This is a genomic window from Sphingobium sp. B2 (assembly GCF_007693735.1).
GTDB classification, from domain to species: Bacteria; Pseudomonadota; Alphaproteobacteria; order Sphingomonadales; family Sphingomonadaceae; genus Sphingobium; species Sphingobium xenophagum.
This window is the reverse complement of sequence record NZ_VDBZ01000003.1, coordinates 51,555-66,592: the sequence shown is the minus strand read 5'-3', so window position 1 is coordinate 66,592 and position 15,038 is coordinate 51,555. Positions and strand designations below refer to the sequence as shown.

Below are 15,038 nucleotides of genomic sequence, written 5' to 3'. Positions count from 1 at the left end.
GGCGTAGCCCGACCAGAGTTTCCCGCTTGCGGCGTCGGCGATTTTGGTGAGGGTTTCAGCCTGCCTTTCGGGCGCGGCTTTGGGCGAGACGGTAGCTTTCGCCGTTCATCTCGAGGATGTTGACATGGTGGGTGATACGGTCGAGCAGCGCGCCGGTCAGGCGCTCGGACCCGAGTGTTTCCGTCCACTCGTCAAAGGGCAGATTGCTGGTGATCAGGGTCGCGCCGCGCTCGTAGCGTTGCGAGATCAGCTCGAACAGCAGTTCCGCGCCGGTCTTCGAGAGCGGCACGAAGCCCAACTCGTCGATGATGAGGAGCTTGTAGGCGGCCATCTGCTTCTGGAAGCGTAACAGCCGCCGCTCGTCGCGCGCCTCCATCATCTCGCTGACCAGTGCGGCGGCGGTCGTGAAGCCGACGGCCAGGCCCCTCTGGCAGGCGGCCAGGCCGAGCCCGAGGGCGACATGAGTCTTGCCCGTGCCGCTGGGACCGAGCGCGATGACATTCTCGCGCCGCTCGATCCATTCGCAACGCGCCAGTTCCAGCACCTGCATCTTGTTGAGCTTCGGGATGGCGGCAAAGTCGAAGCTGTCGAGACTTTTGACGACCGGGAACTTCGCCGCCTTGATGCGGCGTTCGACCTTGCGGCGGTCGCGCTCGATCATCTCCCGTTCGGCAAGCCGGGTCAGATAGCCGATATGATCGACGCCCTCGGCGGCGCATTGCCGGGCCAGCTTCTGGTACTCGCGCTGGAAGGTCGGCAGCTTCAAGGTTTTGAGATAGTGGGCAAGCAGGATCTCGGGGGCCTCGGTGCTCATGCCGCTTCCTCCCCCTCAACGTTACCGAGCAGGCGCATGTAGGCCTTGACCGAGGTCGTCTCGACATTCGCCCTCGGCAGGTATGGGTAGATCGACAGGTCCAGTCGCGGCGGCCGGCGCTCCACCTGGCACAGGACCAGATGCTTGACCGCATCGAAGCCGATCGCACCGAGATGCAGGGCCTGCTTCACCGCCGCATGCAGATCGGCGAGGTCGAAGCTTTCCAGCAGCCGCAGAACCTGCACGTACTCGCGCCGGCCGTGCTTGTTCATCCTCGCCTCCATCAGGCGGCGCAGCGTGGCGAACTCGCCGGGCAAGTCCCAGCCCTGGAGAGGAGCAGCCTGATCCAGCGCGTTGATCTTCTGCTCGATCAGCGGCAGGTAATGCAGCGGATCGAAGACGACGTCTTCGCGTTCCCAGCACCGCGGATGGCGGGCGATGATCTCGCCGCGGCAGCCGATCACCACCGCGTCGACGTAGCCGCGAACCCAGACATCCTGATGCCCGTAGGCGACCGGGACCGAATAGTCGTTGGTCTTGTAGCGCACCAGCGACTGCGCCGTCACTTTGGCGCTGGCCTGGTCGCAGGCATCGAAGGGTGCCGCCGGCAATGGACGCATGGCGGCAAGATCCCGCTGCAGCCGTTCCCCGATCGTCTCGCTCTCGCCGCGCAGCCTGTCATGCTGACGCTTGCGGCATTGCTCTTCCAGCCAGGCGTTGAACGCATCCCATGTCGCAAACCGCGGGATCGGCACCATGAAGTTGCGCCGGGCATAACCGACCAGCCCCTCGACGTTCCCCTTGTCGTTGCCCTTTCCCGGACGGCCATAGCGATCCCGGATCAGGTAGTGGGACAGGAAGCCACTGAACAGTGCCGCACGCTTGCGTGTCCCGTCGGGCAGGATCTTCGCCACAAGGCAGCGGTCATTGTCGTAGACGATCGATTGCGGCACCGCGCCGAAGAAGGCGAACGCATGGATGTGGCCATCCACCCAGGCCTCGGCCACCGCCGCCGGATAGGCTCGCACATAGCAGCCGTCGCTGTGCGGCAGGTCGAGCACGAAGAAGCGGGCCTTCTGCTCCACGCCGCCGATCACCACCATCGCCTCGCCAAAGTCGGCCTGCGCATGGCCCGGCGGGTGCGACAGCGGCACGAACACTTCCTGTCGGCGCTGCTCGCGCTCGCGCATGTAATCCTTGATGATCGTGTAGCCGCCGGTGAACCCGCATTCGTCGCGAAGCCGGTCGAACACCCGCTTGGCCGTGTGCCGCTGCTTGCGCGGTACCTTCACGTCCTCATCAAGCCAGTGATCGATCGTTGAAACAAACGCATCCAGCTTCGGCCGGCGCACCGGAGCCTGCCGCCGGTAGCCGGGTGGGGTCGAATACGACAGCATCTTGCGAACACTGTCGCGCGATATGTTGAAATGCCTCGCCGCCTCGCGCTGGGTCATGCCGTTCCCACAGGCGACGCGGACCTCCCGATAAAGTTCCACGGTATAGATCTCCCGGCCCTCCCTGCACGCTGCAGACAGGACATAGGTGGACGACTTTTACGCCGCCCGAAGCGGGACTATCCCGCCGCTACCGTGGTAGGTTTTTGCACCGCCGCTCTCACATGCTCATTGAGCAAATCTAATAGTGGCTTGTTCAGGGCTTTGGCATTTAAAGCAGCCCTTCGTCGCAGTGGGTCAGATAAACGATCAAGGGTTTTGAGGGCTGGGCCGGGTTGGGCTGAACGACCAGAAAAACAAAATCTGCTGATCTTGCGCTTTGAACGTAAGCGTCCGCTGTGGACCGTTTGCGTGATAGCGGTTTGGTGCTTCATCCATTAGGCCTGTCTCTTATACACATCTAGATGTGTATAAGAGACAGGCGTATCCTGGGCGACGCCGGGTTGATGTCTGCGCCGCTTGAGCATTTCGATGCAGAGATGTGTATAAGAGACAGGCGTATCCTGGGCGACGCCGGGTTGATGTCTGCGCCGCTTGAGCATTTCGATGCAGAGATGTGTATAAGAGACAGGCGTATCCTGGGCGACGCCGGGTTGATGTCTGCGCCGCTTGAGCATTTCGATGCAGAGATGTGTATAAGAGACAGGCGTATCCTGGGCGACGCCGGGTTGATGTCTGCGCCGCTTGAGCATTTCGATGCAGAGATGTGTATAAGAGACAGGCGTATCCTGGGCGACGCCGGGTTGATGTCTGCGCCGCTTGAGCATTTCGATGCAGAGATGTGTATAAGAGACAGGCGTATCCTGGGCGACGCCGGGTTGATGTCTGCGCCGCTTGAGCATTTCGATGCAGAGATGTGTATAAGAGACAGGCGTATCCTGGGCGACGCCGGGTTGATGTCTGCGCCGCTTGAGCATTTCGATGCAGAGATGTGTATAAGAGACAGGCGTATCCTGGGCGACGCCGGGTTGATGTCTGCGCCGCTTGAGCATTTCGATGCAGAGATGTGTATAAGAGACAGGCGTATCCTGGGCGACGCCGGGTTGATGTCTGCGCCGCTTGAGCATTTCGATGCAGAGATGTGTATAAGAGACAGGCGTATCCTGGGCGACGCCGGGTTGATGTCTGCGCCGCTTGAGCATTTCGATGCAGAGATGTGTATAAGAGACAGGCGTATCCTGGGCGACGCCGGGTTGATGTCTGCGCCGCTTGAGCATTTCGATGCAGAGATGTGTATAAGAGACAGGCGTATCCTGGGCGACGCCGGGTTGATGTCTGCGCCGCTTGAGCATTTCGATGCAGAGATGTGTATAAGAGACAGGCGTATCCTGGGCGACGCCGGGTTGATGTCTGCGCCGCTTGAGCATTTCGATGCAGAGATGTGTATAAGAGACAGGCGTATCCTGGGCGACGCCGGGTTGATGTCTGCGCCGCTTGAGCATTTCGATGCAGAGATGTGTATAAGAGACAGGCGTATCCTGGGCGACGCCGGGTTGATGTCTGCGCCGCTTGAGCATTTCGATGCAGAGATGTGTATAAGAGACAGGCGTATCCTGGGCGACGCCGGGTTGATGTCTGCGCCGCTTGAGCATTTCGATGCAGAGATGTGTATAAGAGACAGGCGTATCCTGGGCGACGCCGGGTTGATGTCTGCGCCGCTTGAGCATTTCGATGCAGAGATGTGTATAAGAGACAGGCGTATCCTGGGCGACGCCGGGTTGATGTCTGCGCCGCTTGAGCATTTCGATGCAGAGATGTGTATAAGAGACAGGCGTATCCTGGGCGACGCCGGGTTGATGTCTGCGCCGCTTGAGCATTTCGATGCAGAGATGTGTATAAGAGACAGGCGTATCCTGGGCGACGCCGGGTTGATGTCTGCGCCGCTTGAGCATTTCGATGCAGAGATGTGTATAAGAGACAGGCGTATCCTGGGCGACGCCGGGTTGATGTCTGCGCCGCTTGAGCATTTCGATGCAGAGATGTGTATAAGAGACAGGCGTATCCTGGGCGACGCCGGGTTGATGTCTGCGCCGCTTGAGCATTTCGATGCAGAGATGTGTATAAGAGACAGGCGTATCCTGGGCGACGCCGGGTTGATGTCTGCGCCGCTTGAGCATTTCGATGCAGAGATGTGTATAAGAGACAGGCGTATCCTGGGCGACGCCGGGTTGATGTCTGCGCCGCTTGAGCATTTCGATGCAGAGATGTGTATAAGAGACAGGCGTATCCTGGGCGACGCCGGGTTGATGTCTGCGCCGCTTGAGCATTTCGATGCAGAGATGTGTATAAGAGACAGGCGTATCCTGGGCGACGCCGGGTTGATGTCTGCGCCGCTTGAGCATTTCGATGCAGAGATGTGTATAAGAGACAGGCGTATCCTGGGCGACGCCGGGTTGATGTCTGCGCCGCTTGAGCATTTCGATGCAGAGATGTGTATAAGAGACAGGCGTATCCTGGGCGACGCCGGGTTGATGTCTGCGCCGCTTGAGCATTTCGATGCAGAGATGTGTATAAGAGACAGGCGTATCCTGGGCGACGCCGGGTTGATGTCTGCGCCGCTTGAGCATTTCGATGCAGAGATGTGTATAAGAGACAGGCGTATCCTGGGCGACGCCGGGTTGATGTCTGCGCCGCTTGAGCATTTCGATGCAGAGATGTGTATAAGAGACAGGCGTATCCTGGGCGACGCCGGGTTGATGTCTGCGCCGCTTGAGCATTTCGATGCAGAGATGTGTATAAGAGACAGGCGTATCCTGGGCGACGCCGGGTTGATGTCTGCGCCGCTTGAGCATTTCGATGCAGAGATGTGTATAAGAGACAGGCGTATCCTGGGCGACGCCGGGTTGATGTCTGCGCCGCTTGAGCATTTCGATGCAGAGATGTGTATAAGAGACAGGCGTATCCTGGGCGACGCCGGGTTGATGTCTGCGCCGCTTGAGCATTTCGATGCAGAGATGTGTATAAGAGACAGGCGTATCCTGGGCGACGCCGGGTTGATGTCTGCGCCGCTTGAGCATTTCGATGCAGAGATGTGTATAAGAGACAGGCGTATCCTGGGCGACGCCGGGTTGATGTCTGCGCCGCTTGAGCATTTCGATGCAGAGATGTGTATAAGAGACAGGCGTATCCTGGGCGACGCCGGGTTGATGTCTGCGCCGCTTGAGCATTTCGATGCAGAGATGTGTATAAGAGACAGCCTTATGGAGTCCAGAAGGAGACGCCTATCGACCCTCCCTCGCCAACAGGGGCGGACCGCGCAACGCGCCCAAGGCCGGACGCTTACCTTTGAACGGTCCGATTGGAGGTTGCTCAACAAGGCGGGCCGTCGACTGCCAAAGACAAAGTGAATGACCGACGTTAGTTGCGGTCTGACGCCGCGCGAACGAGCCAGCACCAGAACCCGACGTTCGGCTATCGACCAAAATTTGCCTCTTGAGCTTGGGTCATCACTGACGATTCCGGAAGGCAAAGCGGAACCATCAAGCGGGCGGCGCGTCGACCAAAAATGGCAGGACCAACGATCATTGAAATTCCGCATGATCTCGGCCGTGAAGAAGCAAGGCGCCGCATGGCGATAGGGATAGGCAAGCTCGCCTCCCACATTCCCGGCGGCGCGGCGACCGTCACCCATAGCTGGCTCAGCCAGGATCATTTATCGCTGACCGTCGCGACAATGGGCGTCGAAGTGCCCTGCACGGTTCATGCGCACGAAACTTCCCTGCACGTCACCGTGCAATTGCCGGCCATGGTCTGCCTCATGTCAGCACCGATCAAGGCGATCATTCAACAACAGGGCGAGCGACTGCTGCTCGACAAGAAGCCCGACCAAACGGCCTGACTCGCGCCATAGCGCAGCCAGACCGTCATGTTCATATTCAGATGCGTCGTTGCCGCGCGTAAAGAAGCGCTGCGACAATAGCGGCTGACCCTATCCCGACTGCGGCACCCAAAAACTTCGCCGGGCCAGATAGGTGCACATCCTGTTCGCCTTCGCTCGAACCGGTCGAGGGATGATCTGCCTGTATGCTTTCGGCATGCGGCGCCGGGTGTGCGGGATAGGGTGCCCTGCTACCTGGGGGCACGGAAGGCCGATATGTCATATATTCTCTCCTCGAATGGATTTAACGCGCCGGTGACGGGGCGGTTGCGCTCGAACCCAGATCGTCCGGCGACAGGCACGCCAAATAAGACAGCCTGCGCCGGCGACGGTCCGGTCTAGTCGTCGAGCGGCAAAATCGTACCGCTCCTGATCCTTATCTCCGCCCCTTCAGGCTGCGCCACAAAGTCGCGATGCTCGTCAGCACCGCTGCGATCCCAAGAAGAAATGATCCGTCGATTATCATCACTGCCGACTCCTTTCCTGACCTATATGTTCGCTATATGTTCCCATGTAGGAAAGAGAAATTTTTGTGATGTCCGGTTCCCTCACTCCTTTTCCAGATAGCGTACGCCTTCAGGTTGCTGACGATGTCGAGACCATGCTGACGGCACCCTATGACGATCAGCGGTTTTTAGGGGGTCTACAGCGACAGCAGCTTGCTCATGGGCTATTATGATCAAGCCATGCAGTGTCGCTGGAAGGTGGCGCACGACGGCACCGGCATTGTCCGCTTCGATAGCAATGTTGCCTAGATCGAGTGGCCCATTGAATGGCTGACTGTCGCGATATTTGACGCCCATGTGTTGGAGCCTGGCCTCCCGCTAGACCGATGATACTAACTTCGCCCATGGACGCCTTCTCTTCTGCTATGATGTTTGGAAACATCATTTTGGCACAGTCGATGCCGTCGGGAGGGGGCAGCCACTCCAGCACTGCTCAGCGCCAATCAACAGAACCCTGGCATTTGCCGGTTCACAACGATGCTTTTTCGTAGGCGTACTCGACAGCGTCATCACCGCGTGTCATCACGTTGCGAACAAGATGGTCGCATCCTCAATAGCTGAGTTGCTCTATGGCTCAACCACGCAAGGAGGTATGGATGGACCGTCGTCATTTTTTGGGCGCAACCGCTGCACTTCTTGCTGCTGGAACTTCAAAGATGGCATGGGCCCAAGCCGACCGGCCGCCGCTCGCCAAAATCGTCAACATTGCTGACGGTCGCTTCGGCACGATCATTCCCGATCCGTATCGCTGGATGGAAAATCCCACCGATCCTGACTGGCTGCCTTGGATGAAGGCGCATGCCGCTTACGCGCGGCGGATGCTCGACGCCATGCCAGGACGGGACGCGCTTGCCCGTCGCATAGGCGAGCTTACCGGGGACCTCCCGGTCGCCAGCCGCGTCAAGCGCTCAGGAGAACGAACATTTTTAGAGTTCCGCCCCAGCGGGGCGAACGTTGCAAAGCTCTATTTGCTCGAAAGACCGGGAGGCGAGCAACGCCTGTTGATCGATCCCGAAGCGATCAAGGATGCCAGCGGCGCCCATACCAGCCTCGACTGGTGGAGCGTCTCTGATGATGGGTCGCTGATCGCTTATGGCATCTCGCCAGCTGGCTCCGAAGAATCGGTGATGCGGATTATGCGCGTTTCCGATACGTCGCATTTTCCTGAAACGATCGATCGCGCCCGGTTCGGCAATCCCAATTGGCTGCCCGATGGTTCCGGCTTCTTCTACGTGCGCTTGCGCGAAGGTGCGGTGAAGGGCTCTGCGGACTATTTCGCCAACGCCGTCGCATGGCTTCACAAGCTGGGCACCGATCCCAAGCAAGATGTACGCATCGCGGCGGGTGGTGACGTAGTGGACGGCTACACCATATTGCCGATCGATTTTCCGTTCATCGTCACCACGCCGGGGTCGGATATCGCGCTGCTCCTTCCCTACGGCGGCGTGCGCCGCGAAAATGCTCTGTTCGCAGCGCCACTGGCGCAGGTCATGACAGGGGACGCCAAGTGGCAGACGGTGGCGCGCATGGAGGATCAGGTCACCAGCTTCGCATTGCGCGGGAAAGACGTCTACCTGGTGCAGGAGAAGGGTGCGCCGCTTGGCCAGATCGTGAAGGTGAATGCCACAAATCCGGACTTGACCCTACCGCAGATAGTGGTGCCCGAAGGCAAGACTCCTATCGAGACGGCCGATACTGGGCTCGTCGCCACGAAAGACGGCGTGTATTTCGCACGGCAGAATGGCGGCCCTATGACGCTTCACCGGCTGGATCCGCAAGGCAATGTCACGAATATCACAATGCCGTTCGGCGCGGGCATCTACGGATTGTTCGGTTCTACCGAAGCAGACGGCGTGGATGTGCGCATGGCGGGTTGGGTGCAGCCGTTCGGCATCTATAGGTCAAACGCCGGTCGCGCACTTGTCGACACCGGATTAAGCCCAAGGCCTGCCTTCTCCACGGCCGACTATGAATCGACGCAGATCATGGCGACCTCACGCGACGGCACCCAGGTGCCAGTGTCCATCATCGCCAAGAAAGGTTTGTGCCGGGACGGGTCGGCACCGGCGCTTGGCCAATGCTATTCCAGCTATGGTATATCAGCAGCGCCTGTATTTTCGCCGCGCTACCTCGCGTTTCTCGAAAAGGGAGGCGTGATGTTCGAGGTGCACGCGCGGGGCGGCGGCGAGTTCGGCGCGCCGTGGTGGCGAGCTGGACAGAAGGCCAATAAGCCCAACACATGGCGAGACTTCATTGACGGCTGCGAAGCGGTGATTCGCAACGGTTGGACGTCTTCTGCCAAACTGACGATCATGGGCACGTCCGCAGGCGGCATCGCTGTCGGCAATGCCATGGCCGAGTGGCCTGACCTGTTTGCAGGTGCGATTGACAATGTCGGCTGGACCAATACCACGCGAGCGGGCGTGGAGCAAAACTCCGCGCCGAATTTCCCGGAATTTGGCGATCCCTCCAACGAAGTTGAGTATCGTGGCCTCGTTGCCATGGATGCGATGTCCAAGATCAAGGACGGGGTCCGCTACCCGGCCGTGCTGGCGATGACGGGTATTACGGATCCGCGCGTGGCCCCTTGGCATGTCGCCAAATTCGCTGCACGATTGCAAAAGGCGTCGACAGGCGGTCCCGTCCTTCTGCGCGTCGACTTCGATGCAGGCCACGGTGTCGGCTCTACACGTCAGCAAGTCGATGCCCAGTTCGCCGACGTCTTTGCCTTTGTCCTCAACAACGCGGGTGCACATGCGGGCTGAGCCAGTGGGTAGGCATCCGCATGAGAGCGCTTGCCCGCCAAAGTCGGCTCAGGGCAATGGTAGCCGCGAGACACCAGTGCCGATGGAGCACCCATTGCAAGATTTTTTCCATAAACGCAGCAGTACACTCTGTGTGGTGTGCCCAATCGGAGCTGTTCAGGCCGAGGTGCACGGAGCGCAACAGCTAATCTTGGGAAGACAGAGCGCCGTTCGTAGGAAGATGCCGGGGTCCCGGCGGGATCGACGCTGAAAGCGTTTCACCGGCGTAAATCTGCGCCAGTCGATCGAGCAGCCCTTCGACTGCCGCGCGGCCTTCAGGCGTTAGGCACACCTGAATTCGGCGCCGGTCCCGGCCGGTTTTTTCGCGGATCACCATTCCTTCCTGTTCCATCGTTTCCATCTTGCGAAGAGCTGTGGAAATCGGGACGTGCGCGAACATGCAGAGTGACCATGAATAGACAGGTCGCCGTTCATGCGTGGTGACGAACAGCTCCAGCAGCATGTCAAGGATAGGGCTGGGACACAAGCCATAGCCCAGCCGATCGCCCACGATTTTGCGGCACGCGATCAGTCTGTGGCACATCTCCAAACGAGTGCGCGTCAGTTGCGGCATCGATCTTACTCCTATCGTCAAAGTTCGAAGACGCATCCTGGCTCCGGCGATCCTGACGCGTTTGCTCCAGGGCGTGGCAATGTCACCCTCGCATCGACTCATGGAGGCCTAGGACGAAAACCGATGGATGCAAGACGCCTCGACAGATGTGTGCGCCCTTTCGGTCGCGTCCGTCAATGTGGTGTAAATTCTGTCTCTTATACACATCTAGATGGTGTATAAGAGACAGGCCCACGAGGGCCTCAAGCTGGCTCTTATACACATCTAGATGGTGTATAAGAGACAGGCCCACGAGGGCCTCAAGCTGGCTCTTATACACATCTAGATGGTGTATAAGAGACAGGCCCACGAGGGCCTCAAGCTGGCTCTTATACACATCTAGATGGTGTATAAGAGACAGGCCCACGAGGGCCTCAAGCTGGCTCTTATACACATCTAGATGGTGTATAAGAGACAGGCCCACGAGGGCCTCAAGCTGGCTCTTATACACATCTAGATGGTGTATAAGAGACAGGCCCACGAGGGCCTCAAGCTGGCTCTTATACACATCTAGATGGTGTATAAGAGACAGGCCCACGAGGGCCTCAAGCTGGCTCTTATACACATCTAGATGGTGTATAAGAGACAGGCCCACGAGGGCCTCAAGCTGGCTCTTATACACATCTAGATGGTGTATAAGAGACAGGCCCACGAGGGCCTCAAGCTGGCTCTTATACACATCTAGATGGTGTATAAGAGACAGGCCCACGAGGGCCTCAAGCTGGCTCTTATACACATCTAGATGGTGTATAAGAGACAGGCCCACGAGGGCCTCAAGCTGGCTCTTATACACATCTAGATGGTGTATAAGAGACAGGCCCACGAGGGCCTCAAGCTGGCTCTTATACACATCTAGATGGTGTATAAGAGACAGGCCCACGAGGGCCTCAAGCTGGCTCTTATACACATCTAGATGGTGTATAAGAGACAGGCCCACGAGGGCCTCAAGCTGGCTCTTATACACATCTAGATGGTGTATAAGAGACAGGCCCACGAGGGCCTCAAGCTGGCTCTTATACACATCTAGATGGTGTATAAGAGACAGGCCCACGAGGGCCTCAAGCTGGCTCTTATACACATCTAGATGGTGTATAAGAGACAGCGCTAACGCCCTTTCGCGCCTTGGGTCATAAAATCAGCTGGCCCGGTCGCGGCTCAATCACTCGGCGATGACTAATCTGGCCATCGACAAGCGATGGTCAATCTGCTCGCCAAGCCGCATCGGTACCATTTCGCCGCAGGCGGTTTCGATGTCGCCACGTCGCCGCAATCAAAATCGTCTGGATTGCCCAACTCCACAGACCAGCGGCATCGACATAGGCTTGCGGTACGACATGGGGAACCATCGCTCGCGTGATGTGAACGATCGTCTCCGCCCCAAGAATGCCTGCAATCCAAATCGGCCAGAATCGGGTGCTGCGAAACGACAAAGCCAGAAAAATGCCGACCATGACCAGATCCACCGCCAATATACCGGCTTCGAATTCGTGAAAGCGCAGCGGTGCATGATGGGCACTGGCGACGCTCGCCATGACGCCGAGAACAAGGGTGGCCGCCGCGATCTGTTCAGGCCGGCCACCCCGTGTAACGGCATAGAGCGTGCTCAGGATCAAAAGACACACGAAGATCATTTGCCTGGTCATCACCCACTGAAACAGAACATGTTTCGTTTCGTCAATAAATTAGCGACGACGATCAGGCCGCGAGACGGTGAACGTCGGCGACGCTCTGGCGGTTCTCGGCGACTTTGAACACGTCGCCATAGGCCTGCTGGCCAAGGCCGATATCGTCGCTGACCTGCTTGAGCATGTCGTGCGTGATGACGATCTTGTTGCGCGTCTTTGCGACCAGGACGATCGCATCTGCCGATGTTCGAAAGGCATCCTGGCCGATCGAAGCCGCGAGCCGGCCATCGAGCCGAGCCAGGGGCAAGGCGGCGTTCAGTTCTGCAATCCGCGCGGCGGCCAGATCCAGTGCTTCCTCGGCAGCGTAGAGGCGCTGTGCGATGGAATGGGCGATGGCGAGACGGTGTTTGGGCATGAGTGTTCCTTTCCTGCGTCCCCTGAGGGGCCGCATGGTCGAATGATCCGGAATGTGGAATGCTCTCTAGTCGCGGGCTAAGCTGCCCAGCGACGACAGAAGCGAAGCGGCCGAGCCGACGGAAACCAGGGACCAGGCGCTCAGAACCGCAAAGGCGATCAAAAGATAATATCGGTTCAGGTCATTGCTCTGCCTCCTGGAAGTGCGGAGAGGCAGCAGGTTGAGCAGGGTTGGCATCTCGCTGGTGAGCAGTTGAACCCGCTTTCCCAGAGTGGTGCCCCGATCCATTTCAGACTGTGCGTCCGCATCGTTGTCGCTAGGCCCAGATGGCGCAATTACGGAACGTGGAGACAGTCCGATTGATTGACTACCCAAATTTTGGGGGGGTAATCCGGCAGCCGCTACGGCCTCATCAACCGAGCGAATGATCCTGGCGACATCGAACCTGTCCATGTCCCCGAACATGGCCCGAACCGTCTTCACATGTTTGTCGACTGTATTGGGCGCGATTCCCAGCTCCTTACCGATCTTCTTGGAAGTGAGGTTTTCAGCGACGAGGGCCATGCATTCACGCTGCCGATCAGTCAGTTGTGCGACGGCGGCGCGATAGGGCTCCAGTTCAGCGGGGACGTTTTGCTCTGGCACGGTGATGCGACCCTTCACCATGGCGACCGTCGAGGCATACTTACAGGTGGGACGGTCAACCCGTTGCGATGAGAAACTAGTGTCTTCAAATTGAAATGTGAAAGCAACTGCTGCCCAAGTGTCTGCGGCGGAGAGTGACATTTCGGCAACGAGTTGAGGGACCATGCTTGCTCAGGCGGCTAACGACGAGGCCTCCTGTCTGTCCTGCCAAGCTGGAGCGATAGGAGAGGAGGGGGAAGCATAGGGGGCGCTTTTCTGACGCAATTTTTTCCTCCTTTCGGAATGGATCATAACCATGGCCGAATCCACGCCGTTTGCTCTGGCAGATTGCCAGTATCCCAGTGTGCCGTCTCTTCCATAATCGGGAAGTGGTTTTGGCAAAGAAGATGCAGGCTTATATGGCGAATCTCCCCGAGCCATCCTGCGATTCTTCCGATCGCAGCACTGAGCAGACTTGTTTTCAGTTGTAGCGACCCGGCCCAGCATCCCGCTTCCAGCTATAGGGTCAGCTCTCGCGCGCCTGACCTTGGGGAACCAACGCCTGGTTTACCCGCTGCCTTTCGTGCGATCGGTAAAATGGATACTCTCCCCGGGGGCGTTTTGATCCTCTGAGCGCATCACCATGTTCCACCCGGCAAGATCGCCCGTCGATTCGGGATAACCCGCAGCCGAGTGCACAATACTCTTCGCGTCGCCATTTCCACCGTTGCGGCGGCGCGGAAACAGGCGGAGACATGACAAATGACCTTGATCTTGCGGGCAAGGCCATCGTCCACCGCCCGGGTGTCCACTGATCCAACGGGCGGGGAATGTGGCGATGCCCGGCCAACCTTGATAAGACGCCAAGCCCGTCGGTGAGGACAGGGCATTTACAATATCTTCCTGCACGCGCAGTATCTGTTTTCGTTCTTACAGATCACAGGTTCACATAAATGGTCGATGAAACACCCAATGAATTTACAACACTCACCGTCCAGCTACTGAGTGCCTTTGTCTCCAACAATACGGTTCCCGCCGACGGTCTGGCTGATTTGATCAAGTCGACCCGTGCGGCATTGGCCGCGAATTTAGTCGCCAGCGAGGCCGAGCCGGAAGCAATAGTCTCTGTGCCCGCCGTGTCGATCCGCAGAAGCATTGCTTCGCGCGATTTCATTCTGAGCCTGATCGACGGAAAGCCCTATAAGACATTGAAGCGGCATCTGGCTCATCATGGTTTGACGCCTGACCAGTATCGCGATCGGTTCAATCTGCCCAAGTCCTATCCTATGGTCGCCCCGGCCTATTCTGATGCCCGGCGAGCCGTCGCCGAAAAGCTTGGTCTGGGTAGAAAGCCTGCGAAGATTGCCAAGAACGGCGCCGATGGCGCCTTGCCGAAGGACGCGGCTTCGAAGATCAACTCAGTTCCCTCTGGCATGAAGGACGCTGCTGAAACGGTCGGTGTAGGCGCAAAGGAAGGTAAGTCAGCTAGGGCAAAGACGGCATCAAAAACGACGAAGATGGCTGCTCCGGAGACTGTCTCGGCCAAGCCGGGAAAAATGGAACCATCGGCAGTCAAGAAAACATCGCGAAACCGCTTGTCGATGGCTACACCAACGGACGATAAGCAAGCGCCAGCGCCCAAAGCTGGCAGGAAAGCTCAAACGGTTTCACCAGGGGAAGAGGCTGAAACGATCAAGCCAAAGAGGACCAGGAAAGCTCCAGGCTCACAGAAGGTGGCCACGAAAGCGGCAAAACCGAAACCGGCGGTGCCGGCCGTGCAAGCAAGCACCGCGCCCGTCACGGAAAGTGGCGAATCGAAGCAAGCCGTAGCCGGGAAGGCATGAATAAACTGAGCGCGGCGCCATGTGCGCCGCACTTCGCTAATCATCTAGATGATTTAGCCCATCCGGGAATTTGGACCCGATCCGACGTTCATCCGCAGATGCTCTGCTGCAAGATCCGATTACACACTGATGTCGGCCCAGTTCACGTCGTTCCAACGCCGACGCGGGAACGACTGGTTACATTGAAAGCTAACCTATCAGATCTCGCCTGATTGTCAGGCGTCAAGGCAGTATTGCGCCTGAAACCCGCGCCCTGCGAAAGCTGCGCGTGCTCACCTTTATCGCGGCATCCCGGTTGGTCCGCGCTTCAAGAAGCGGGGTCAGATTGGCGGGATCATGAATCGCTACGCGCAAGGTTATCCGGTTATTATAGGGCGTCGGCCTACCCAGATAAGCACCCGCCAGGGCGAGGAGGGCGAGATCATGAGTGGATGCACACGCCGTCCAAAGCCGCCAGGCGCC

Annotated in this window: 12 protein-coding genes; 4 read left to right on the top strand and 8 right to left on the bottom strand. The window is 58.3% G+C overall.

What is annotated here, in order from left to right; translation table 11 throughout:
* Nucleotides 1-55 precede the first annotated feature (55 nt).
* Nucleotides 56-814, bottom strand: coding sequence for an IS21-like element helper ATPase IstB (gene istB / locus FE851_RS18620; RefSeq protein ID WP_137114004.1), 759 nt, complete (start codon nt 812-814; stop codon nt 56-58).
* Nucleotides 811-2,310, bottom strand: coding sequence for an IS21 family transposase (gene istA, locus FE851_RS18615; RefSeq protein WP_145201800.1), 1,500 nt, complete (start codon nt 2,308-2,310; stop codon nt 811-813). Before istA ends, istB begins: the two co-directional genes overlap by 4 nt.
* A 362-nt stretch (nt 2,311-2,672) precedes the next feature.
* On the opposite strand from istA, the gene FE851_RS18610 reads away from it, so the two are divergent.
* Both FE851_RS18610 and FE851_RS18605 read left to right on the top strand, forming a co-directional pair.
* Complete coding sequence (locus tag FE851_RS18610; protein ID WP_145205841.1) at nt 2,673-5,615, top strand: hypothetical protein; 2,943 nt, start codon at nt 2,673-2,675, stop codon at nt 5,613-5,615.
* Nucleotides 5,616-5,773: 158 nt separating this feature from the next.
* Nucleotides 5,774-6,106, top strand: coding sequence for a polyhydroxyalkanoic acid system family protein (locus FE851_RS18605; protein ID WP_145205838.1), 333 nt, complete (start codon nt 5,774-5,776; stop codon nt 6,104-6,106).
* 587 nt (nt 6,107-6,693) lie between these two features.
* On the opposite strand, the gene FE851_RS26550 is transcribed toward FE851_RS18605, so the two are convergent.
* Nucleotides 6,694-6,948: a hypothetical protein gene (locus FE851_RS26550; protein WP_222422972.1), complete on the bottom strand. Its 255-nt coding sequence runs from the start codon at nt 6,946-6,948 to the stop codon at nt 6,694-6,696.
* Between the two features lie 272 nt (nt 6,949-7,220).
* Here FE851_RS26550 and FE851_RS18595 point away from each other — a divergent pair, with 272 nt between their 5' ends.
* A complete protein-coding gene (locus FE851_RS18595) occupies nt 7,221-9,416 on the top strand; it encodes a prolyl oligopeptidase family serine peptidase (protein ID WP_145205832.1) in 2,196 nt (731 codons plus the stop codon).
* A 184-nt stretch (nt 9,417-9,600) separates the two neighbouring features.
* Here the strand turns inward: FE851_RS18595 and FE851_RS18590 are convergent, their stop codons facing one another.
* From FE851_RS18590 to FE851_RS18570, 5 genes are all read right to left on the bottom strand, one after another.
* Nucleotides 9,601-10,029 carry a MarR family transcriptional regulator gene (locus FE851_RS18590; protein WP_145205829.1) on the bottom strand — a complete coding sequence of 143 codons (429 nt, stop codon included), beginning with the start codon at nt 10,027-10,029 and terminating at the stop codon, nt 9,601-9,603.
* A gap of 82 nt (nt 10,030-10,111) precedes the next feature.
* Entirely contained in the window at nt 10,112-11,146 is a 1,035-nt protein-coding gene (locus FE851_RS18585) for a hypothetical protein (protein WP_145205819.1), read from the bottom strand.
* 121 nt (nt 11,147-11,267) lie between these two features.
* Nucleotides 11,268-11,711, bottom strand: coding sequence for a hypothetical protein (locus FE851_RS18580; protein ID WP_145205816.1), 444 nt, complete (start codon nt 11,709-11,711; stop codon nt 11,268-11,270).
* A gap of 52 nt (nt 11,712-11,763) precedes the next feature.
* Nucleotides 11,764-12,108: a hypothetical protein gene (locus tag FE851_RS18575; protein ID WP_107126031.1), complete on the bottom strand. Its 345-nt coding sequence runs from the start codon at nt 12,106-12,108 to the stop codon at nt 11,764-11,766.
* A gap of 66 nt (nt 12,109-12,174) precedes the next feature.
* Nucleotides 12,175-12,918, bottom strand: coding sequence for a helix-turn-helix transcriptional regulator (locus tag FE851_RS18570; protein WP_145205814.1), 744 nt, complete (start codon nt 12,916-12,918; stop codon nt 12,175-12,177).
* Between the two features lie 767 nt (nt 12,919-13,685).
* Here FE851_RS18570 and FE851_RS18565 point away from each other — a divergent pair.
* Nucleotides 13,686-14,576 carry a MucR family transcriptional regulator gene (locus FE851_RS18565; protein ID WP_145205811.1) on the top strand — a complete coding sequence of 297 codons (891 nt, stop codon included), beginning with the start codon at nt 13,686-13,688 and terminating at the stop codon, nt 14,574-14,576.
* The last annotated feature ends 462 nt before the right edge of the window (nt 14,577-15,038 follow it).